The organism is Chelativorans intermedius (assembly GCF_025398255.1).
In the GTDB taxonomy this organism is placed as follows: domain Bacteria; phylum Pseudomonadota; class Alphaproteobacteria; order Rhizobiales; family Rhizobiaceae; genus Chelativorans; species Chelativorans intermedius.
In genome coordinates, this window is the sequence record NZ_JAODNW010000002.1 from 312,303 (window position 1) to 332,609 (window position 20,307).

Here is a 20,307-nt window from a genome sequence, read left to right on the forward strand (position 1 = left end):
GGCCGCCGCGCCTGCCATCGCGCGCGCTGCCGCGCCGTCCAGAGAGGCGGCGCGGCAGTGCGGGCAAGCCATCGTTTCCGCTGAAGCTTCGGATCACGTTCCTTGTCCATCGCCCTTCTGATCGAGCAATTGCTGAACGGGCTGCAGCTTGGGGTCATGCTCTTCCTCATGGCCGCGGGCCTGACGCTCATCTTCGGCGTCATGGGGCTCATCAACCTTGCCCATGGCTCGCTCTACATGATCGGCGCCTTCGCCTGCGCGATCGTTGCGACAGCCACCGGATCCTTCTGGATCGGCCTGGCCGCCAGCCTTGCCGCCGCCGCGGCGGCAGGGGCCATCATGGAGATCACCGTCATCCGCCGGCTCTATGAGCGCGACCATCTCGACCAGGTGCTCGCCACCTTCGCGCTCATTCTCATCTTTTCGGAAGGGACCCGCTGGCTGTTCGGCTCCTTCCCGCTTTATCTCGACATTCCGCCAGCCCTTCAGGGCGCTGTGCCCCTGCCCGGGGGCGGGCAATACCAGCTCTACAGGCTCGCCATCATCGGCGTCGGCGTTGCAGTGGCGGTCGGCCTCTACCTGCTGATCGCGCGCACACGCCTCGGCATGCGCATTCGCGCCGGCGAATCCGATCGCGAGATGATCGCCGCCCTCGGCGTCGACATTTCGACCCTCTACACGGTCGTCTTCGCGCTCGGGGCCGCCCTTGCCGGCCTTGCCGGCGCCCTCGTCGGGGCGCTGCAGTCCGTGCAGGTCGGCATGGGCGAGCCGGTTCTCATCCTCGCCTTCGTGGTCATCGTCATCGGCGGCATCGGCTCCATCAAGGGCGCGCTGTTCGGCGCCGTGCTGGTGGGTGTGGTCGATACGATGGGCCGCTTTCTGCTTCCGCAGGCGCTCACCCTCATGCTTGCGCCCTCGCAGGCCGCGCTGGTGGGCGGGGCGCTCGCCTCCATGCTGATCTATATCGTCATGGCCCTGATCCTCGCCTTCAGGCCGAGCGGCCTGTTTTCGGCACAGTCATGAGGCGCGCCGTGACACGCGAAGCGGCCACCAACACAACCCTTGCCCTGCTCCTGCTGGCGGCACCGCTTGCCGCCTCGGCGATGGGCGAGCCTTTCTATGTGACGCTGGCAACGCGCATCGCGGTGCTTGCGCTGGCGGCCGTGGGGCTCAACATTGCGCTCGGCCTCGGCGGTCTCGTCTCCTTCGGCCATGCCGCCTTTTTCGGGCTTGGCGGCTATGCGGCGGGGATCCTCGCCACGCATGCCTTCAATGCCGAGCCGCTCTTCCTGGGCATTGCCGGCACCACCTCCATGCCGGCAATCTGGCTTGTGGCGATGGTCGTCTGCGGTCTCGTGGCCCTGCCGATCGGCGCGGTGAGCCTGCGCACCTCGGGCGTCTATTTCATCATGATCACGCTCGCCTTCGCGCAGATGATCTACTACTTCGCCATCTCCTGGCCCGCCTATGGCGGCGAGGACGGGCTTTCGATCTATCTGCGCAACAGTTTTCCCTGGGTCAACACGGCGGCACCGCTGCCCTTCTTCCTGGTCTGCTACGGCCTGCTTCTTCTGGGGCTCCTCGTCTTCCGGGCGCTGCGCGATTCCCGCTTCGGCGCGGCCCTGCAGGCGGCCCGGCAGAACGAGGTGCGCCTGGCGGCGGTGGGAATTGCGCCCTTCGACATCCGCCTGACCGCCTTCGTCATCTCGGCCATGATGACCGGGGTTGCCGGCGCCCTTTTTGCCGATCTCAATCATTTCGTGAGCCCCTCCATGCTCTCCTGGCACATGTCGGGCGAGCTCATCGTGCTGATCATCCTCGGCGGCAAGGGCCGGCTCTTCGGCCCCGTGGCCGGTGCCATGCTCTATGTGCTTCTGGAGCATGTGCTTGGCGGCATCACCGAGCGATGGCAGTTCTTCCTCGGCCTCATTCTCCTGGGCGTCGTACTGTTTGCGCGTGGCGGGCTCATCGGCCTCGTCGCGGGGAGGCAGAGCCATGGCTGAAACGGTCCTGGAAATCCGCGACCTCAGAAAGAGCTTCGGCGCGCTCAAGGCGACTGACGGTGTGAGCCTCGATCTGGTGCGCGGCGAGATTCACGCGCTCATCGGTCCGAACGGCGCGGGCAAAAGCACCCTCATCCATCAGATCGCCGGCTCGCTGACGCCGGACAGCGGCACCATCCGCTTCCTCGGCCGTGACGTGGCCGGGCTCGACATGGCAGCGCGCGCCCGGCTGGGCCTTGCCCGCAGCTTCCAGACCTCCTCGCTTGCCAGGGAGTTCTCCGCCCTGCGCAACGTGATGCTGGCCGTGCAGGCGCGGCAGGGGTCGAGCTTGCGCTTCTTGCGCCCCGTCATGCAGGACGCAAGCCTTACCGAGCCGGCCATGGCCATGCTGGCGCGCGTCGGCCTTGCCGAGCGCGCCCATGTGCCGGCCGCCGAACTGTCGCACGGCGAGTGCCGGCAACTGGAGATCGCCATTGCGCTGGCGCTTGGTCCCAGAGCCTTCCTCCTCGACGAACCCATGGCCGGCATGGGACCGGAAGGCTCCAGAAGGCTCACGGCCTTCCTCGATGCGCTGCGCCAGGAGGCGCCCATCCTTCTGGTCGAACACGACATGGACGCTGTCTTCGCGCTCGCCGACCGGATTTCCGTTCTCGTCTATGGCCGCGTCATCGCCACCGGCAAGGTGGACGAGATACGCAACGACCCCGAAGTCCGCCGGGCCTATCTCGGAGAAAGCGCGTGAGTCTTCTGGAACTTGAGCAGGTCGAAAGCTTCTACGGGGCCTCCCAGGCCCTGTTCGGCGTCAGCCTCGACGTGAAGGAAGGCGAGGTGGTGGCCCTGATGGGCCGCAATGGCATGGGAAAGACGACGACCATCCGCACCATCTTCGGCCTGGTGCGCGCGCGCTCAGGCTCGATCCGCTTTCTTGGACAGGAGATTGCGGGGCAGCGGGCGCATCGCATCGCGCGCCTGGGACTGGGCCTTGTGCCGGAAGGCCGCCGCTGTTTCCCCAATCTCACGGTGGCCGAAAACCTCGCCGTTGCAGCGCGCGCCGGCACGTGGACGCAAGGCCGGGTCTTCGACCTCTTCCCCCGCCTGTCCGAACGGCGCGACCAGTATGCGAGCACCCTTTCGGGAGGCGAACAGCAGATGCTGGCGATCGGCCGCGCTCTTACCACCAATCCGCGCCTGCTTGTCCTCGACGAGGCTACCGAGGGGCTCGCCCCGGTGATCCGCCGCGACATCTGGGAGGCGCTTGGCAAGCTCAAGGCTGCCGGGCAGTCCATCCTCGTCGTCGACAAGACGCTGTCGGAGCTGCTGCCGGTGGCCGACCGCTGCTTCGTGCTCGAAAAGGGCGCAACGGTCTTCGCAGGCCCACCCGCAGGGCTCACCCCCGATCTTCAGGACCGCTATCTCGGCGTGTAGGGACCGCCCGCTTCCGCCCAAGAATGTCGATTGTCTTCGCTTGCCGAAGTGGAAAGCTCTCGACCTCACCTGTTTCGCAGATCGCGCAGATAGGGGTTGGCGGCATTCGACGCGGCGAAATCTTCAGGATGGATGTCGGCCATGAGCAGCGTTTCGCCCGCTCCGTCCGCCTCGGCAAGCAAGGACCCGTCAGGGGCGGCGATGGCCGACAGGCCGGCATAGGAGAAGAGATCGTCCGCACCGCAATGATTTGCGTAGGCAAGGAAGATCTGGTTCTCGAAGGCGCGCACGGGATCATCTTGCGGGCAATCAGCGTGGCGTGATCGCTTGCCGGCAATGCCGTGGGCACCGCCACAAGCTGGACGGCGCACTGGTCATCGGCCGGTCTGTCAGGCCGCTTCCTCGCTTTTGGACACATTGGGCGTGATCTTCACGCCAAGCGCGCGCATGATTTTCATGATCGTGTCAAAGGACGGGCTGGTTTCGCCATTGAACGCGCGATAGAGCGCGGCACGCGTCATGCCCACTTCTCGCGCCAGCTTGCTTATGTTGCGGGCGCGGGCGACGGTGCCCAGGGCCTTGGTGATTTCCCCGGCGTCGCCATCCTCGAAAGTGGCAATAAGGTATTCCTCTATCGCTTCGGGCGTATCGAGATATTCCGCGCTGTCCCAAGGGGCAGTTTTAATTTCCTTCGTCATCCTTCCACTCCTTTGCCATCCGCTTGGCTTCGGCTATGTCCTTGCTCTGTGTTCGCTTGTCGCCGCCGCACAACAGAAGGAAAATCACCTTGCCACGGCGGCAATAATAGATGCGGTAGCCCGGCCCATAATCGACCTTCATTTCGCTAACGCCATCCCCAAGGTCCCTTGTGAGGCCGGGGTTTCCGTTCTCGAATCTGTCAATGCGACGGGCGATCCGCGCAACCGCTCGACGGTCTTTCAAGCCTTTCAGCCAGCCATCGAATATATCGGTGCGTCTGATCGTGAACATAGGGGTTTTGTATATTATAATATACACATTGTCAAGAGTCCGCACGCGCAAGGCGCGCCAGCGGCAAAAAGCGCGCGCTCATAGGCGCCGTAAAGATGGGATTTGCGGTAGATGACGGGGCGGTTGCGGCCGTCCACGAACACCGCGCTGTTGTAGGTGGCCTCCTGCGCGGCTTCGGCAAAGCCGGCAATGATGGCTACCTTCGTTTCACGTGCGATGCCGTCGAGCCGGGCGATGCCCTGTCCGCCCGCCGGCCCGCGCCTCCATCTGCAAGGCGGCGATCCGCATCACTCCTCCTGCGAACTCATGGCGCCCAGAAGCCGCGGCAGATTGCCGAAACGGGCGATCAGCCCGAAGACGAGAGCCGCAATGGCCACGAAGAAGACCGACACCGCAGCCATGGTGGGCGTATAGCCGTAGCGCAGGGCATTGAAGATCTTGACCGGCAGCGTCTCCATGGTGAAGCCCACCGTCATGTAGGCCACGATATATTCGTTGAGCGACAGCACGAAGGCGAAGGCATAGCCGGAAACCAGATAGGGCAGGATGAGCGGCAGGATCACCGTCCGCAGCACCGTGCGGTCATCGGCCCCCATGGTGGCGGCAGCCTCGACCAGCGAGCGGTCGATCGAGGAGAAGCCGAGCGAGAGGGTGACGAGCGGCAGCGTGACGAAAAAGATGGCGTGGCTGATGATGGCCGTCCAGGGCTGCCCGTAGAAACCGATCGTGGCCCAGAAGGTGAGCAGGCCGAGCGCAGTGATGACCGGCGGCAGGATGAAGGGTGCCACGCCCAGAAGGCGGAAGACATTGGCCCAGGGGGCGACGCGCCGCCACAGAAACCAGGACAGGGGCAGCGCGACAAGCACCGCAAGAGCCGCCGCAAGCGCGGCGAGAACGACGGAGGCGACGAGCGAGGCCCGCCAGCCTTCATCGGTGAAGATCTGCCCGTACCAGGCCCAGGAAAAGCCCTGCGGCGGGAAGGTGAGCGACTGCTTCTCGTTGACCGACACGCCGGCGACGACAATCAACGGTCCCGCCATGAACAGAGCAATGGCGGCAAAAGCCAGCCAGCGCAGCGTCTTAAGCGTCATGGTGTTGCCTCCCGGTGCCGCCGATCAGCAGCGTCAGCCCCACCAGCGCCAGGGAGATGAGCACGAGGAAGACAGCCATTGCCGCGGCAAAGGGCATGTTGGACTGATAGATCGCCTGGTCGGTAATCAGCACGGACAGCGTCCAGTGCTGCGGCCGCCCCAGGATCTGCGGCAGAAGATAGCACCCGAGGGCGAAGACGAAAACCATGATGAGCGTGGCGACGATCGTGTTTCGTTGCGCGGGAACGATGATGTTGAAGAAACCGCGCAAGGGCGAGGCGCCGAGCGTGCGCGCGGCTTCGAGAAGCGTCGGGTCGAGGCGCACGAGGGAAGGGTAGAGAACCAGGATCGTATAGGGCAACGCCTGATAGACCATGCCGGTCAACACCGCCCCGAAACCCGGCAGCAGAGCGCGCGGCTCAGCCATCAGACCCACCGCCACGAGAAGATTGGTAATGCCGGCCGTGCGCGAGAAGAGCGTCGACCAGGCAAATCCGATGATGACTTCCGACAAGGACAACACGGACAGGATGCAGACCAGCCAGACGATCTGCGCGCGCCGCGAGGCCTTGGTCAAGAGATAGGTGAAGGGAAAGCCGATGCTGACGCAGATGACGGCAACCATGACGGCGAGCATCAGCGAAAAGCCGAGCACGCCGCCGAAGAAGGCGCTCAGGAAACGCGCGTAATTGTCGAGAACGAAATCCGGCGTATAGAAGCCGCCCTGCTGGCGCCGGAAGAAGCTCACGGCAATCATCGTCGAAAAGGGGATGACAAAGAAGACGACCAGCATGATGGCCGGAAAGGCGAGCGGCGCATAGTCGGCCAATGTGCGGGGCGGTTCGCGTCTCATTCTTCGAGCACCACGCAAGCCTCGGCCGGCAGGATCACGCCGATCTCGGTGCCCGCGGCAATGTCGTCGCGCTCGCGCGGCGTGGTCACGGCGACGATGGTGCTGCCGCCTGCTTCAACGAAGGTCTCGATGGTGCCGCCGAGATCGCGGATGAAGCTCACACGGCCACGAATGGCTCCGTCCCCGGGGGGCTGAAGGCGCACATCCTCCGGGCGGATGGAAACGAGCCCCCTGCTCATGCCGGCCGGCAATGCCAGGTCAGGGATGGCCTGCCCCAGCACGACGGCGCGGCCGGCGCGGTCGACCTCCACAGGCAGCAGGTTGGTCGAGCCGATGAAGCCGGCCACGAAGGCATCGGCCGGCCGGCGGTAGATCTCGATGGGCGAGGCGGCCTGGCGAATGCGCCCCTCGCCCATCACCACCACGAGATCGGCCATGGTCATGGCCTCGCGCTGATCGTGGGTGACGACGATGGTGGTGATTCCCAACCTCTCCTGAAGCTGGCGCAGCTCCACCTGCATGGCCTCGCGCAGCTTCGCATCAAGCGCGGAAAGCGGCTCATCGAGCAGAAAAAGACGCGGCGAGAGGGCCAGTGCGCGCGCGATCGCCACCCTCTGGCGCTGGCCGCCGGACAGCTTGGAGACCGGCCGGTCGGCAAAGCCCGGCAGGTGAATGAGGGCGAGAAGCTCTTCCACGCGCTGTCTCTGCTGCGCGCGCGCCACGCCGCGGATGCGCAGGGGATAGGCGATGTTTTCGCCGACCGTCAGATGCGGAAACAGCGCAAGCGACTGGAACACCATGCCGAGATTGCGCTTGTGTGTGGGCACCGGCGTGATGTCCTCGCCATCGATCACAATCCTGCCCGCCGAAGGCTCCTCCAGCCCGGCGATCATGCGCAGAAGCGTGGTCTTGCCGCAGCCCGATGGGCCCAGCATGCACACGAAGGTGCCGTGCGGAACATGGAGCGTGATGTCATCGACAGCACGAAACGTACCGAATGTCTTGCTTACGCCCTCGATGGACAGTCCGGACATGTTCTGTTTCCGATTCAAGAGGTCCTGCGCCATAAACCCCTGCGCTCCCTGAAGGCAAGCGCCCAAAGGCCGCCGGCGCGTGCCCGAAGCACGCTTGCGCAAAGGGGCGAGCAGGCCGGTGCGCAGACCGGCCTGCACCTTCGCTGCGCAGCGGACAGGGCTGCACGGCGCGGCCTTACCCGACGATCATCTCCGTCCATTTCTGGTTCAGCCAGTCGGACTTCGACGTGTAGAGGTCGTAGCGCGGGATGATCGGCTCGATCTCCGAGGAAACGGCCGCGAACTCTTCATCGGTAAGATCCAGCTTGTCGCGCTTCAAGGTGGGCGCCGTGCCGACCTTGCGCGACATCAGCCCCTGGATCTCGGGTTGGCTCATGAAGTCGACGAAGATGTGCGCCTCCTCGACCTTGTCGGAGGCCCGCGAGAGCACCCAGTTGCCGGAATCCTGGATGCCGCCTTCCTTGGGGAAGGTGGAGCGGACGGGGAAGCCGTCGGCGGCGGCCAGGCCGGTGACGTCGTGATAGTATTGCCCCATCGGAATTTCGCCCGACTTCAAGGCCTGCTCGAATTGCGCCTCGTCCCGGTACCACAGGCGCACATTCGGCTTCACCTCGGCAAGTTTCTCGAAGGCGGCAAGTTGCCCCTCCTCGGTGTCGAGCGCATCCGTGCCGCCCATGAAGGTCTTGGCGGTCACCTCCAGGAGGAAGGAATTGGAGACCAGTGCCAGAAGGCCGAGCCGGTCCCGGTTGGCCGGATCCCAAAGGGCCGCCCAGGATTCCGGCGCTTCGGGATAGACATCGGTGTTGGTGACCAGGGTGATGTACCAGGCAACTGCGCCGATGCCCGCCACGCGCCCGTCAGGATATTTCGCCACGAACTGCGGGAGCAGATCGTCGAAATTGCGGATCTTTCCCGGATCGAGCGGCGTCCAGAGCTCGGTTTCCTGCCCCTTCAGCGTCGAGGTCTGCGACATCATCGAAAGATCCGCCGGGGCCTGGCCGGCCCGCGCGGCCTGCTGAAGCTGCACCAGCCATGCCTCGCCCGTGGGCTCTGCCACCGATTCCACCGCAATACCCGTTGCCTTGGTGAACTCGGGAAAGATGTTCGCGTCGAAGGAGTCCTTGAAATAGCCGCCATAGACGCCGACCTTCAGGGACCTGTCCTGCGCGCGCAGAATGGAGGGCATGGCAAGCGTGCCGGCCCCGGCCACACCCGCAGCCAGAACCGCGCGGCGGCTCAGCCTTGTTTCGTGAAGCTTTCTCATCGTCCTTCTCCTCTTGAAAGGCCGTGGTGCCGGCCTGGTTCCCTTGTTCTTTTAAACCTTCCTCGCGTCGTCGGCTTCAGCCCGAATTGCCTGCCACCGCAGGGCTGAAGACCATCAGGCTCAAGATCTCGAACAGCACCTGCGCGCCGGCATGGGCGGTGTTGGCGGTCGCGTCATATTGCGGGGCAACCTCCACGACATCGCCGCCGACGAGATTGACACCCTTGAGGCCGCGCAGAAGCTCCAGAACCTCGCGCGTGGTAAGACCGCCCACCTCCGGTGTGCCCGTGCCGGGTGCAAAGGCCGGATCGAGACTGTCGATGTCGAAGGAGAGATAGGTCGGCGCATCGCCCACCACCTCTCTTGCCATCTCGATGATCTTCGCAATTCCCATGCCCGACACGTCTTCGGCGTGGACGACCGTCATGCCGGACTCGTAGGAGAATTCCCAGAGATATTCGGCGGCACCGCGGATGCCGATCTGGATCGTGCGGGTGGGGTCGAGCACGCCGTCGAGAACCGCATTCCGGAAGGGGCCGCCGTGGTGAAACTTCGTCTGGTCGAAGGCGCCGCCGGTGTCGCAATGTGCGTCGATGTGGATCATGGCAACCGGCCGGTCGCGTCCGACGGCCTTCAGGATCGGGTGGGTGATCGAATGATCGCCGCCGACGCAAAGCGGCACCACGCCTGCCTCGACGATCGCGCTCACATGGCGTTCGATGTCTTCGTGGCACTGTTCCAGCCGGTAGCGGCTGGCAAACGGGATGTCGCCGATGTCGGCAACCTTGAGATCGAAGACGGGCGCGCAGTCGAGAACGTGATTGTAGGGGCCGATGCGCTCGATGGTGCGCAGCGCGCGCGGACCAAAGCGCGCGCCGGGTCGGTTTGTCACCCCGAGATCCATGGGAACGCCAAGGAGCGCGACCTGCAGGTCGCCAAGGTCGGGGGAAACGGGATCGACCGGGCGATGCGGGGCCGACAGGAAGGTGGGGACGCCCGCATAGGGCGCCAGGCGTGTGCCGGACTTGGAAAAGATACGCGCCGCCACGCGGGCAAAACGGGGATGCAACAGCTCGCCGCCATGGCTTTCGCCATATTTTTTCCTGAGCGCTTCGAGCTTGTCCCGGTCCCAGCTCATCCGATCCGCTCCCCGCCTCGGCTCGGCCAGCGGGCTGCGCCTGGGCAGAGGCGCCCGTCGGCCGGCAAGATCCATGATCGGTGAATGGTGATACGGAGCGATTGAAAACGCAATTGATATTGTTATAGGAGGAAATGTGAGAAAATCTAACAATGGTTTCGCCCTTGGCCAAGCGTCTGCCGCCGCTCAACCCGCTGCGCGCCTTCGAGGCGGCGGCCCGGCATGGCTCCCTGACGAAGGCGGCGGGGGAGCTGCACGTGACCCATGGCGCGGTCAGCCACCAAATCCGGGCGCTTGAGGCATCGCTGTCCGTCAAGCTGTTCGAGCGCACCGGCCAGCGGTTGAAACTCACCGCGCACGGGGCGGAGCTTCTGCCGGCGGTCTCTTCCGCCTTCGAGGAGATTGCCGCCGCCACGGCGCGCATGACACGGCCCACCACCGCCGGCGCGTTGTCGGTGACATGTGTTCCCGCTCTCCTGTCGCTGTGGCTTCTTCCCCGCATCGGCGGCTTTCTCTCCCGCTATCCGCAGATCCGCCTGACGCTCGACGCCTCCAACGATCCGGGCAACGTTCACTCCCCGGATGTCGATGTGGCGATCCTCTATGGCGATGGCAGCTGGACGGACCTTTGGGTGAAGCTCTGGACGCCGCTCGACCTGTTTCCCGTCGTCAGCCCGACACTGATCAACAATCGCCCGATCCGTACCATCCGCGATCTGGGCGATCATGTCATGCTGCACGCCGATGACGGCCGGGAATGGCACACCTGGCTGGCCGCCGCCGATGCGCTCGATCTCAAGCGCGGTCAGCAGGTCCACATGTCCGACGCGCGCCTGGCCATCGAAGCGGCAATGCACGGCGTGGGTGTCGCGCTCGGCGATACGATGACCGTGGCAAGCCTTCTTTCGAGGGGGCAGCTCGTCGCACCCTTCAATCTGGCGGTGCCGGCGGTCGATGCCTTCTATGTGGCCTGCCGGAAGGATCTGCGCGCCGCGCCGATCGTCAATGTGTTCATCGACTGGCTGTTTGCCGCGCTCGAGGAGGACAACGCCCGCGCAGAACCGCTGGCGGCCGCCCGCCGCGCCCTGCGGCGGGCAGCCGGAAAATCCCCCGAGCCGGGGCGCCGTCCCGATGCGCCGCCGCGACCTTCCCTCAAGCACAGATCCGCAAGGAGATAGACCATCAACCCGCCAGCGCGTTTCAATCCGTCGATCGTCAGGCTTTCGCCGCCACCTGTCCCCGCCGTTCAGTCCTGGGGATGCGCCTATGGGGGCGGGCACGGGCCGCTCATCGATCTCTCCCAGGCTGTCCCGGGCTACCCGCCCCACGAGAGGCTCTTGCGCTGGCTCGGCGAGGCGGCGTCTTCCCCCGCCTTTGCAGGCTATGGCGACATCGAGGGCGAACCGGTGCTGCGCGCCGCCTACGCCCATGACATCTCGGCCCTTTATGGTGCGGAGATCGCCGCCGGCAATGTCCACGTCACCTCCGGCTGCAACCAGGCCTTCGTGGCCGCGGTGATGGCCGTGGCGGGGCGCGGAGATGCCATCGCAATCACAAACCCGTGGTATTTCAACCACGAGACGACGTTGAAGATGCTGGGGCTCAAGATGCGTCGTGTCGACTGCACGGCGCGCAACGGCTTCCTGCCCGATCCGCAGGATGTGGAGGCGGCGCTTGCACCGGATGTGCGGGCGCTGGCGCTCGTCACACCTAACAATCCCACGGGCGCGGTCTATCCGCCCGCTCTCCTCCAGACGCTCTTTACGATCTGCCGAAAGAAGGGTGTGTGGCTGATCCTCGACGAGACCTATCGCGATTTTCTGCCGCCGGATGTGAGCCGTCCGCACGGCCTGTTTGCCGCGCCCGACTGGAAGGAAAGCCTGATTCAGCTTTACAGTTTCTCGAAGTCATTCTGTATCCCCGGGCACCGGCTGGGCGCCGTGGTGGCCGCAGAGCCGGTGGTGGCCCAGATCGCCAAGATCATGGACAATCTGCAGATCTGTGCGCCGCGCGCGCCGCAGGCGGCGGTGGCAAGGGGCCTGCCGGCGCTGGCTGCCTGGCGGCAGGCCAATCGCCGCGAGATCGCCGCCCGTGCCCGGGCCCTTCTCGAGGCGCTCGACAACACGGGCTGGGCGGTCGATGCTCTCGGCGCCTATTTCGCCTTTGTCCGGCACCCCTTCGCGGGCTCAGATTCGGCCCGTGTGGCCGAAGCGCTGGCCACACAGGCCGGCATCCTCACCATTCCGGGTGCCTATTTCGGCCCTGGACAGGACAATCATCTGCGCTTCGCCTTCGCCAATACGGATTCGCAAACCCTCGCCGGCCTGCGCGGCCGGCTGCGCGATTTTGCACCCGGCTGAGGCGCCTGCTTCGCCTTGCTCAACGGATGGTGCGGCATCCCGGTCCTCGTTCTAGAAAATGTCAGGTTCGCCCGCGCTCGCTCCGAAGTCGCTGCGCAGATAGTCGAAGTCGCACCCCTTGTCGGCCTGTTCGATGTGGCGGGAGAACATCCAGCCATAACCGCGTCCGAAGCGCGCCGGGGGTGGGCTCCATTCGGCACGCCGGCGGGCCAGCTCGTCGTCGCTCACCAGCATGTCGAGGCGGCGGTTGGGCACATCGAGGCTGACGATGTCGCCCGTGCGCAGTAGCGCAAGCGGACCGCCGATGAAGGCTTCGGGTGCCACATGGAGAACGCAGGCGCCGAAGCTCGTGCCGCTCATACGGGCATCGGAGAGGCGCACCATGTCCCGGTGCCCCTGCTTCAGAAGGGCCTTGGGCATGGGAATCATGCCCCATTCCGGCATGCCCGGGCCGCCTTTCGGGCCGGCATTGCGCAACACCAGAACATGGTCGGGCGTGATCGGCAGGTCTTCGTCGTCGAGCGCCTCCTTGAGCTGCGGGTAGGAATCGAAGACCAGGGCAGGCCCGCTGTGGACGTGAAACTTCGGATCACAGGCCACCGGCTTGATGACCGCGCCGTCGGGCGCCAAATTGCCGCGCAGTACGGCAAGCGAACCCTCGGCATAGATCGGATCGTCCAGCGTGCGGATCACATCGGGATTGAAGACCTCCGCGCCGGCGATGTTCTCGCCGAGGCTGCGGCCCGTGACCGTAAGGCAGGAGCCGTCGAGCCGGCCTTCCAGCCGTGTCATCAATGCCGGCAGGCCGCCGGCATAGAAGAAGTCCTCCATCAGATAGGTGGAACCGGCCGGCCGGACATTGGCGATGACGGGAATCGTGCGGCTCCTGGCATCGAAGTCGTCGAGGGTGAGTGGCACGCCGGCCCGCCGGGCCATGGCGATCATGTGGATGACGGCATTGGTGGAGCACCCGGTTGCCATGGCCACCGTTACCGCATTGTCGAAGGCAGCCGGCGTCAGGATCTTTCCGGGGGTGAGGTCTTCCCACACCATCTCCACGATGCGGCGGCCGCAGGCGGCCGCCATGCGGATGTGGTTGGCATCAGCCGCAGGAATGGAGGAGGCACCGGGCAGGCTGAGCCCCAGTGCCTCGGCGATTGCCGTCATGGTGGAAGCGGTGCCCATGGTCATGCAGTGGCCGTAGGAGCGGGCGATGCCCATCTCCATCTCGGCCCATTCCTTCTCGCCGATGGTGCCGGCGCGCTTCTCGTCCCAGTATTTGAAGGCATCGGAGCCCGAGCCTAGCGCCTTGCCGCGCCAGTTGCCCCGCAGCATGGGACCGGCCGGCAGATAGATGAAGGGCACGCCGGCCGAGACCGCGCCCATGACAAGCCCCGGCGTGGTCTTGTCGCAGCCGCCCATCAGCACGGCGCCATCCACGGGATAGCAGCGGATCGTCTCCTCCACCTCCATGGCCAGCATGTTGCGGTAGAGCATGGAGGTCGGCTTGACGAAATTCTCCGAGACCGACATGGCCGGCAATTCGAGCGGGAAGCCGCCGGCCTGGAGAACGCCACGGCGCACATCCTCGGCGCGCTGGCGGAAATGCTGGTGGCAGGGATTGATGTCGGACCATGTGTTGATGATGGCGATGACCGGCTTGCCCGCCCAGTCCTCGGGCGCATAGCCCATCTGCAGGGTGCGCGAACGGTGGCCGAAGCCGCGGAAATCGTCGCGCGCGAACCACCGGGCGCTGCGCAGTTCCTCATAGGTCTTTCGAGTCATCCCGTGTTCCTGTCCGTTTCTCGGGCTTCCGGCCCCCTCCGCGCCGCGCCGCCATGCGCGCCCGTCTTTCGCGCACGGAAGAGCGTCTTGCCGAGTTGCAGCGCGGGCCGCCGGACTGCCTCATCGAAGAGTCCTGAGGGCTTCAGTCCGGCTGCGACAGCGCCGCCATCAGGTCGCGTGTCTGCTGGTAGAGGCGGCGGAAGACGTCGTACTGGCGGGCGTAGATTGCCCTGTGCTGCGCTCTTGCGGCAATCGTTCTGTCCACCGGGTTCCAGGTGCCGATGTCCTCCCTGCGCGCATCGCCCACCGCGACCGCGGCAAGGAAGGCGTCTCCATAGGAGGCGCCGATGGTGCGCGTGCGCAACGCCTGGTCGAGGTTCGAGATGTCGGAGGTCGCCTGTGCCCAGACCTCGTTCCGCGTGCCGCCGCCCACCGCATAGACCCGCCGGGGAGGAAGGCCGATGTCGCGATAGGTCTCGACGATATGGGCCGTGCCGCAGGCAATGCCCTCAAGGAGCGCGCGATAGATGTCGCCGCGCGTGTGGGTAAGATTGAGCCCGAACAGCACCCCCTTGGCGCGCGGATCGTGGATCGGCGTGCGCTCGCCCGAGAAATAGGGCAGGAAGACAAGGCCATTGGCCCCCGGCGGCGCATGGGCGGCCTCCTCGGCAAGCCGCGCGAAAGCCTCGCCTGCTGCAAGCTCGCGCGCGAACTGGTCGCGAAACCAGTGGGTGAGCGTTCCGCTGGTGGCCAGCCCCGCCATGGAAGCATGTTCGCCGCGGAACAGCCACGGCGCATACCAAAGGCGCCGGTCGCGAACAGGCCCGTCGCTGACCATGATGGTGAAGATGGTCGAGCCATACATGATCATCATGTCGCCGGGTGCGCGCACGCCGACGCTCAGCGCCTCGGCGGCGGCGTCGATGGTGCCGGCGATGACCGGCGTGCCGGCGGCAAGGCCCGTCTCGGCAGCGGCGTCAGGCGTGACTTCCCCGGCAATGTCGGTGGTCCACAGGAGCTCTGGCAACTGATCGGGCCGGGCGATGTCATCCGCCAGGTCGAAGGTCCAGTCCTGTTTTTCCACGTCGTAAAGGGGGCTCGCATTGGCCGCCGAGTAGTGGTCGATGACGTGGCGGCCGGTCAGGCGATGGTTGATGTAGCTCGTCGAGTTCAGGAACTTCGCCGTCCTGGCGTAGAGCTCGGGGCGGTTGTTCTTCAGCCACAGGATCTTCGGGCCGACCGATTGCGAGGTGAGCGCATTGCCGCAGCGCTCGAAGACGACATCGGCACCGATGCGTTCGTTCAGCGCCTCGATTTCGTGTGACGCGCGCGTGTCGACGCCATAGAGAATGGCGTTCGACAGGGGTTTGCCCTCGGCATCCACCGGCAGCACGCAGGGACCGATGGCGCTGCAACCCACAGCGCGGATGGTGCGCGCCTCGACACCGCTTTCGGAAAGCATCTTGCGCGTGACGAGGACGAAATCCTCCCACCAGTCTTCCTGCGGGCGGTGCTCGGCCCAGCCGGGCCGGGGCACCAGCATCTTGTGAGGGCGCGCTGCGCTGGCCACGATGTGCCCCTTCTGATCCACCAGCACACCCTTTGTCTCGAAGGTGCCGATGTCGACGCCCAGATAGTGTCTCATGTCACATAGTCGTCCCGGTTGAGGCTGAAATCGCTGTCGATGGCGGCGATGGCGGCGACGAGAAGCCGCACGAGTCCTTCCAGATCGTTGAGGTCGCACATCTCCAGCGAAGAATGAGAATAGCGCATCGGAAAACCGGCATCGATGCATGCCACGCCCGCGCCGACGAGCTGGACATAGGAGGTTTCCGTAAGGGCGCCGATATGGGCGCTCCTCTGCAGCGGCTTGCCAAGCGTTTCCGCCGCACGCTCGAAAAGGCGGACGAGCGCAGGATGGGGCAAGGTGCCGTTGAGCGTGCCGCGGCCATGGAAGGAATAGAGGCTGATTGCGGGTCCGCCGCCCAGCAGCACCTCTCCCCTGTGGTGCATGTCCGGCGTGTCGGCAGCCAGAATGAGGTCGACCTGGATGGCAATGGCAGGGCGCAGCACCTGGGCCGCCGTCAGCGCGCCGCGCAGATTGAATTCCTCCTGCACGGCAAAGACGAGGTGGACGGTAGGACGCGGCCTTTCCTCCGTCAGCATCCGCGCCGCTTCGACGAGCGCCGCACAGCCGGCGCGGTCGTCGACGGCCGTGCCGGCGATGCGGTCCTGGCCGAGTGTCAGGACGTTCGGCAGATAGACCACCGGCGTGCCGATCTCCACTCCGGCCGCACGCGCCTGCCGGGCAGAGGCGAAGCCCGCGTCGATATAAAGATCGGTGGAGGGAACGACCCGGAACTTCTCCTCCGGCATTGTGGCATGGTGGCTCTTGTTGGCGATGACACCCGCGATGTCGCGTCCTTCGCCCACGCACAGAAGCACGGGCTGCGAGGCCAGCGCCCGTTCCGGCACGCCGCCCAGCCGCTCCACGCGGATAAAGCCGTCGGGCTCGATCCTGCGCACGACGAAGCCCAGCTGGTCCATGTGGGTAAACAGCATGACGGAGGGCAGGGCGGCGTCGCCCTCGAGGGTGGCGATCAGATTGCCCATCATGTCGGTGCGGCAGTCGAGGCCGAGCGGGGCAAGCCGCTCGCGAATGGCGCGCCGCACACGCCCCTCATGGCCGGCAAGGCCGGGAATGAGCATCAGCTCGCAAAGCAGCGTGCGCAGCCTTTCCTTCATCGCCCGCCCCTCAATCGCCACGGGCGGCGCGCGCCAGCCGCATGAACTCCGCCGCCCGTTCCGGGTCCACCGGGTTCCAGGTGTTGCCGTCCACCTTGAGGGAGGAGCCGACGATACAGCCATCGGCAATGCCCAGAACGGCGCCCACCGTTTCGTGCCTGACGCCGGTATTGGCCAGCACAGGCGTGTCGGGCAGCACCTTCTTGACCCCTTCCAGATCGCTCAGCGCCGCCGCCTCGCCGGTGATCTGGCCGGAAACCAGGATGGCGTCGGGGATGGAGGAGAAGACGGCGCTGCGTGCACGGTCCGGCAGGCTTCGCCGGTCGAGCGAATAGGCGAATTCGGCGGAGATGTTGTAAAGCATGGCAAGATCCGAACGGTGCAGCCGGTCGCGATAGCGCATCGCCCGGCCGGCATCCGGCGTCCACGGTCCCATGTCGGAGGCATAGGTGCCGGTGAAGATCTCGCGAACGAAGGCTGCCCCCGTGGCCGCCGCCAAGGCCACCGTGGCAGTCGGGTCCCACAGAACGTTGACGCCGAAGGGGATGCTGATGCGCTCGGCAAGGCGGCCGATCACATAGGCCATGGTGGCCGTGGAGGCAGGATCGACCTCGAATTCATAGGGGCGATCGTTCTCATTGCCGAACATCACCGCATCGACCCCGGCCTTCTGCAGGGCGTCGAGATCCTTCGCGGCACCGGCAACCAGGGCGTCGACGCCCCCCTCGGCATCATAGAGCGGCGAGCCGGGCAGGGCGCCCAGATGCACCATGGCGATGACCGGTTTGGCGGTCGCAAACAGACGCCTGAATTTCTGTGTCATCCTCCCCCCGACAGCTTTCCTCGCCCAGGAAATGAAGCTAGCAACCGTCCGCTAGCCTGTCCAACGCTTCGCACGGTTTCTCTGCGCAAACGGTGTGATAGTCTGGACCGCGACAACGAAACTGGGGAGGCTTCATGAAGACGCGGCATTTCGAGCGCATCGCCAATGGCGGCATCACCTTCACGGAGCTCGGCTTCGGGACCGCGCCGCTTGGCAATCTCTATCGGGCGATCTCCGACGAGGAGGCCGAAGCCGTGCTGGAAAGCGCCTGGGAGACAGGCTGCCGCTACTTCGATACGGCGCCGCTCTACGGGCTCGGCCTGGCGGAAACGCGGCTCAACCGCTTCCTGCGCAAGCGAAAGCGCGAAGACTATGTTCTGTCTACCAAGGTAGGAAGGCTGCTTGCCGTCTGCCCGCCGGAGGAACGCACGGGCATCGGCAAGTTCTTCGACACACCGTCGCGCCGCGAGGTCTACGACTACACCTATGACGGCGTCATGCGCTCGGTCGAGTTCTCGCTGGAACGGCTGGGCGTCGATCGCATCGATATTCTTTACGCCCATGATCTCGATGTCTTCAACCACGGCTCCTGGGAGGCGCTGGAGGCAAAGCTCACGGAGCTGATGCGCTCGGGCTACTATGCGCTCCTGTCCCTGCGCGATCAGGGCGTCATCAAGGCTTTCGGAGCCGGCGTGAACGAGTGGCAGCCCTGCGAGTGGCTTGCCGAGCGCGGCGATTTCGATCTGTTCCTGCTGGCCGGTCGCTACACGCTCCTGGAGCAGGAAGCATTGCAAAGCTTCCTGCCGCTGTGCGAGAAGCGCGGTATCGGCATCGTGCTGGGCGGGCCCTACAATTCCGGTATTCTCGCGACCGGCGCCAAACCTGGCGCGTACTACAATTACGAACCCGCGCCGCAGGACATCATGGAAAAGGTCGCCCGCATCGAGGCGGTGTGTGCCCGCCACGGCGTGAAGCTTGTCGAGGCAGCCCTGAAATTTCCGCTTCTAAATCCTATCGTATGCTCGGTTATTCCAGGCGGGCAAAGCGTCGAGCAGGTGCAGACCAACCGTGCGGTTCTCGATGCAGGGATTCCAGACGCGCTGTGGGCGGATCTCAAGGCGGAGGGGCTGATGCATCCTGGCGCGCCGACGGACCCTTCCGGCGCGTAGCACGCCCTGCCTCCTTGCGATCCGCTGCCGCAGGGCGGCCGAGGATGAGGTCGGCTCCCTTCTCGGCAATCATGATCGTCGGCGCATTGGTGTTGCAGGAGGGGATGCGCGGCATCACCGATGCATCGCAGACGCGCAGCCCCTCGATCCCGCGCAGCCGCAGATCGGGCGTGACCACGGCCATCTCGTCCTCGCCCATCCTGCAGGTGCCCACCGGATGGTGGTCGGTCTTGGCGGCACGGCAGGCATAGGTGAACAGCGCCTCGTCATCCACCGCCTCGGGTCCCGGCAGCACCTCGCGCGCGATGAAGGGCTTGAGCGCTCTCTGGCGCATGATGTCCCGTGCCAGGCGCAAGCCGCGAAATGCCATTTCGCGGTCATAGGGCTCGGCCCAGTAGTTCGGGTCGATCAGCGGCGCCGCGCGGGGGTCGGCACTCCCGAGCCGCACCGTGCCGCGCGAGCGGGGGCGCAGGAACGCCGAATTGAGCGTGACGCCGGGATTCTTGAGCTTCTCGACCCCCGCCTCGATGCCCGAGCCAAGGCCGAGATGAAACTGGATGTCGGGATAGGCGGCCTCATCGTCGGCATACCAGAAGCCTCCCGTCTCGAAGAGGCTGGAGGCGGCCGGGCCCTTCCCGAGCAGAATGTATTGCAGGCCCGCCCAGAGCGTCCGGTGCAGTTTCGCGTAGTTGTCGTAGGTGTGGTCGCCGGTGCATTCGGCGATCACGAAGAGGTTGAGGTGATCCTGCAGGTTGGCGCCCACTCCCGGCAGGTCGTGGAGCGGTTCGATGCCTGTCTGCTTCAGATGATCGGCAGGACCGATGCCCGATTGCATGAGAAGTTTAGGCGAACCAATGGCGCCGCAGCTGACGATCACCTCACGTTCGCAGCGGATCACCTTCGGGCGCGCGCCGCGCCGCTCGACGATCTCCACGCCGACGGCACGCCCGTTCTCGACCATGATGCGGGTAACGAGCGCCGCGGTCTTCACCTCGAGATTGGGGCGCTTGAGCGCCGGTTTCAGATAGGCCACCGCCGTCGAGGAACGGCGCGCCGCGCGCTGCGTGAGCTGGTAGTAGCCCACGCCCTCCTGTCGCTCTCCGTTGAAGTCCGGGTTGAACGGTATCCCAAGCTCCTGGGCGGCGCGGAAATAGGCTTCGCATATGGGCAGGGGCGAGATCGGGTTGGAGACGCCGAGCGGCCCGTCCTGGCCGTGATACGCATTGGCAAAGCGCTCATTGGCTTCGGCACGCTTGAAATAGGCAAGAACGGAATCGTAGCCCCACCCCCTGCAGCCATAGTCCTTCTCCCAGGCGTCGTAATCGCCTGCATTGCCGCGCGTGTAGATCTGCGCATTGATGGAGGAGCCGCCGCCCACGATCCTGGCCTGCGTATACCACAGCACCCGCCCGTTCAGGTGTTTCTGCGGCACCGTCGACCAGCCCCAGCTCGCGATCCCCTTCGTCATCTTGGCAAAACCTGCCGGCATGTGGATGAGCGGATGCCAGTCGCGCCCGCCGGCCTCGATGAGCAGAACCGCGTTGGCGGGGTCCTCGCTCAACCTGTTGGCAAGAACGCAACCGGCAGAACCTGCGCCCACGATAATGAAGTCAGGCATATCCACCTC

General features: G+C 65.3%; 21 protein-coding genes. 7 read left to right on the forward strand and 14 right to left on the reverse strand.

The annotated features are described in order from the left end of the window. Nucleotides 1–102: 102 nt before the first annotated feature. Genes NYR58_RS03660 through NYR58_RS03675 form a run of 4 tightly spaced genes read left to right on the forward strand, consistent with a single transcriptional unit; the run spans nucleotide 103 to nucleotide 3,428 of the window. On the forward strand, nucleotides 103–1,023 hold the full coding sequence (locus NYR58_RS03660; RefSeq protein WP_261519109.1) for a branched-chain amino acid ABC transporter permease: 921 nt from the start codon (nucleotides 103–105) through the stop codon (nucleotides 1,021–1,023). Then, the gene (locus NYR58_RS03665) at nucleotides 1,020–2,003 is read left to right on the forward strand and encodes a branched-chain amino acid ABC transporter permease (RefSeq protein ID WP_261519110.1); all 984 of its coding nucleotides are present in this window, start codon (nucleotides 1,020–1,022) and stop codon (nucleotides 2,001–2,003) included. Before NYR58_RS03660 ends, NYR58_RS03665 begins: the two co-directional genes overlap by 4 nt. Beyond that, nucleotides 1,996–2,745, forward strand: coding sequence for an ABC transporter ATP-binding protein (locus NYR58_RS03670; RefSeq protein ID WP_261519111.1), 750 nt, complete (start codon nucleotides 1,996–1,998; stop codon nucleotides 2,743–2,745). The genes NYR58_RS03665 and NYR58_RS03670 overlap by 8 nt, the downstream gene beginning before the upstream one ends. Further along, complete coding sequence (locus tag NYR58_RS03675) at nucleotides 2,742–3,428, forward strand: ABC transporter ATP-binding protein (RefSeq protein ID WP_261519112.1); 687 nt, start codon at nucleotides 2,742–2,744, stop codon at nucleotides 3,426–3,428. Before NYR58_RS03670 ends, NYR58_RS03675 begins: the two co-directional genes overlap by 4 nt. Before the next feature lie 65 nt (nucleotides 3,429–3,493). Here the strand turns inward: NYR58_RS03675 and NYR58_RS03680 are convergent, their stop codons facing one another. From NYR58_RS03680 to speB, 9 genes are all read right to left on the reverse strand, one after another. Continuing rightward, the gene (locus NYR58_RS03680; RefSeq protein ID WP_261519113.1) at nucleotides 3,494–3,718 is read right to left on the reverse strand and encodes a nitrilase-related carbon-nitrogen hydrolase; all 225 of its coding nucleotides are present in this window, start codon (nucleotides 3,716–3,718) and stop codon (nucleotides 3,494–3,496) included. Nucleotides 3,719–3,817: 99 nt separating this feature from the next. Next, nucleotides 3,818–4,126, reverse strand: coding sequence for an addiction module antidote protein (locus NYR58_RS03685; protein ID WP_261519114.1), 309 nt, complete (start codon nucleotides 4,124–4,126; stop codon nucleotides 3,818–3,820). Next, a complete protein-coding gene (locus NYR58_RS03690; protein WP_261519115.1) occupies nucleotides 4,110–4,418 on the reverse strand; it encodes a type II toxin-antitoxin system RelE/ParE family toxin in 309 nt (102 codons plus the stop codon). Before NYR58_RS03690 ends, NYR58_RS03685 begins: the two co-directional genes overlap by 17 nt. Nucleotides 4,419–4,432: 14 nt before the next feature. Next, the gene (locus NYR58_RS03695) at nucleotides 4,433–4,654 is read right to left on the reverse strand and encodes a nitrilase-related carbon-nitrogen hydrolase (protein WP_261519174.1); all 222 of its coding nucleotides are present in this window, start codon (nucleotides 4,652–4,654) and stop codon (nucleotides 4,433–4,435) included. Nucleotides 4,655–4,705: 51 nt separating this feature from the next. Beyond that, nucleotides 4,706–5,509: an ABC transporter permease gene (locus NYR58_RS03700; protein WP_261519116.1), complete on the reverse strand. Its 804-nt coding sequence runs from the start codon at nucleotides 5,507–5,509 to the stop codon at nucleotides 4,706–4,708. After that, a complete protein-coding gene (locus NYR58_RS03705; RefSeq protein ID WP_261519117.1) occupies nucleotides 5,499–6,362 on the reverse strand; it encodes an ABC transporter permease in 864 nt (287 codons plus the stop codon). Before NYR58_RS03705 ends, NYR58_RS03700 begins: the two co-directional genes overlap by 11 nt. Beyond that, on the reverse strand, nucleotides 6,359–7,396 hold the full coding sequence (locus NYR58_RS03710; protein WP_261519118.1) for an ABC transporter ATP-binding protein: 1,038 nt from the start codon (nucleotides 7,394–7,396) through the stop codon (nucleotides 6,359–6,361). The genes NYR58_RS03705 and NYR58_RS03710 overlap by 4 nt, the downstream gene beginning before the upstream one ends. Before the next feature lie 175 nt (nucleotides 7,397–7,571). After that, a complete protein-coding gene (locus tag NYR58_RS03715) occupies nucleotides 7,572–8,660 on the reverse strand; it encodes an ABC transporter substrate-binding protein (RefSeq protein WP_261519119.1) in 1,089 nt (362 codons plus the stop codon). 76 nt (nucleotides 8,661–8,736) lie between these two features. After that, nucleotides 8,737–9,798: an agmatinase gene (speB, locus tag NYR58_RS03720; RefSeq protein ID WP_261519120.1), complete on the reverse strand. Its 1,062-nt coding sequence runs from the start codon at nucleotides 9,796–9,798 to the stop codon at nucleotides 8,737–8,739. A 164-nt stretch (nucleotides 9,799–9,962) separates the two neighbouring features. Between speB and gcvA the strand changes: the two genes are divergently transcribed. Together gcvA and NYR58_RS03730 are read left to right on the forward strand one after the other, a co-directional pair. Next, nucleotides 9,963–10,976, forward strand: coding sequence for a transcriptional regulator GcvA (gcvA, locus tag NYR58_RS03725; RefSeq protein ID WP_261519175.1), 1,014 nt, complete (start codon nucleotides 9,963–9,965; stop codon nucleotides 10,974–10,976). A 3-nt stretch (nucleotides 10,977–10,979) separates the two neighbouring features. Next, entirely contained in the window at nucleotides 10,980–12,158 is a 1,179-nt protein-coding gene (locus NYR58_RS03730) for an aminotransferase (RefSeq protein ID WP_261519176.1), read from the forward strand. A 51-nt stretch (nucleotides 12,159–12,209) separates the two neighbouring features. On the opposite strand, the gene araD is transcribed toward NYR58_RS03730, so the two are convergent. The 4 genes from araD to NYR58_RS03750 form a co-directional block, all read right to left on the reverse strand. Further along, complete coding sequence (gene araD, locus NYR58_RS03735; RefSeq protein WP_261519121.1) at nucleotides 12,210–13,943, reverse strand: L-arabinonate dehydratase; 1,734 nt, start codon at nucleotides 13,941–13,943, stop codon at nucleotides 12,210–12,212. Between the two features lie 142 nt (nucleotides 13,944–14,085). After that, the gene (locus NYR58_RS03740; RefSeq protein ID WP_261519122.1) at nucleotides 14,086–15,588 is read right to left on the reverse strand and encodes an FGGY-family carbohydrate kinase; all 1,503 of its coding nucleotides are present in this window, start codon (nucleotides 15,586–15,588) and stop codon (nucleotides 14,086–14,088) included. Further along, on the reverse strand, nucleotides 15,585–16,688 hold the full coding sequence (locus tag NYR58_RS03745; RefSeq protein ID WP_261519123.1) for a M42 family metallopeptidase: 1,104 nt from the start codon (nucleotides 16,686–16,688) through the stop codon (nucleotides 15,585–15,587). Before NYR58_RS03745 ends, NYR58_RS03740 begins: the two co-directional genes overlap by 4 nt. A gap of 10 nt (nucleotides 16,689–16,698) precedes the next feature. After that, nucleotides 16,699–17,511 carry a BtpA/SgcQ family protein gene (locus NYR58_RS03750; RefSeq protein WP_261519124.1) on the reverse strand — a complete coding sequence of 271 codons (813 nt, stop codon included), beginning with the start codon at nucleotides 17,509–17,511 and terminating at the stop codon, nucleotides 16,699–16,701. Between the two features lie 134 nt (nucleotides 17,512–17,645). On the opposite strand from NYR58_RS03750, the gene NYR58_RS03755 reads away from it, so the two are divergent. Further along, on the forward strand, nucleotides 17,646–18,680 hold the full coding sequence (locus NYR58_RS03755; RefSeq protein WP_261519125.1) for an aldo/keto reductase: 1,035 nt from the start codon (nucleotides 17,646–17,648) through the stop codon (nucleotides 18,678–18,680). On the opposite strand, the gene NYR58_RS03760 is transcribed toward NYR58_RS03755, so the two are convergent. Then, nucleotides 18,625–20,298 (reverse strand): GMC family oxidoreductase, encoded by a 1,674-nt coding sequence (locus NYR58_RS03760; RefSeq protein ID WP_261519126.1) that lies wholly within the window; start codon nucleotides 20,296–20,298, stop codon nucleotides 18,625–18,627. The genes NYR58_RS03755 and NYR58_RS03760 overlap by 56 nt on opposite strands. Nucleotides 20,299–20,307 lie beyond the last annotated feature (9 nt).

Coding starts and splice junctions, on each gene's coding strand:
- NYR58_RS03705 (WP_261519117.1), bottom strand. CDS start 6,362: ATGAGACGCGAACCGCCCCGCACATTGGCCGACTATGCGCCGCTCGCC.
- NYR58_RS03670 (WP_261519111.1), top strand. CDS start 1,996: ATGGCTGAAACGGTCCTGGAAATCCGCGACCTCAGAAAGAGCTTCGGC.
- araD (WP_261519121.1), bottom strand. CDS start 13,943: ATGACTCGAAAGACCTATGAGGAACTGCGCAGCGCCCGGTGGTTCGCG.
- NYR58_RS03755 (WP_261519125.1), top strand. CDS start 17,646: ATGAAGACGCGGCATTTCGAGCGCATCGCCAATGGCGGCATCACCTTC.
- speB (WP_261519120.1), bottom strand. CDS start 9,798: ATGAGCTGGGACCGGGACAAGCTCGAAGCGCTCAGGAAAAAATATGGC.
- NYR58_RS03715 (WP_261519119.1), bottom strand. CDS start 8,660: ATGAGAAAGCTTCACGAAACAAGGCTGAGCCGCCGCGCGGTTCTGGCT.
- NYR58_RS03665 (WP_261519110.1), top strand. CDS start 1,020: ATGAGGCGCGCCGTGACACGCGAAGCGGCCACCAACACAACCCTTGCC.
- NYR58_RS03690 (WP_261519115.1), bottom strand. CDS start 4,418: ATGTTCACGATCAGACGCACCGATATATTCGATGGCTGGCTGAAAGGC.
- NYR58_RS03740 (WP_261519122.1), bottom strand. CDS start 15,588: ATGAGACACTATCTGGGCGTCGACATCGGCACCTTCGAGACAAAGGGT.
- NYR58_RS03685 (WP_261519114.1), bottom strand. CDS start 4,126: ATGACGAAGGAAATTAAAACTGCCCCTTGGGACAGCGCGGAATATCTC.
- NYR58_RS03750 (WP_261519124.1), bottom strand. CDS start 17,511: ATGACACAGAAATTCAGGCGTCTGTTTGCGACCGCCAAACCGGTCATC.
- NYR58_RS03760 (WP_261519126.1), bottom strand. CDS start 20,298: ATGCCTGACTTCATTATCGTGGGCGCAGGTTCTGCCGGTTGCGTTCTT.
- NYR58_RS03745 (WP_261519123.1), bottom strand. CDS start 16,688: ATGAAGGAAAGGCTGCGCACGCTGCTTTGCGAGCTGATGCTCATTCCC.
- NYR58_RS03710 (WP_261519118.1), bottom strand. CDS start 7,396: ATGTCCGGACTGTCCATCGAGGGCGTAAGCAAGACATTCGGTACGTTT.
- NYR58_RS03700 (WP_261519116.1), bottom strand. CDS start 5,509: ATGACGCTTAAGACGCTGCGCTGGCTGGCTTTTGCCGCCATTGCTCTG.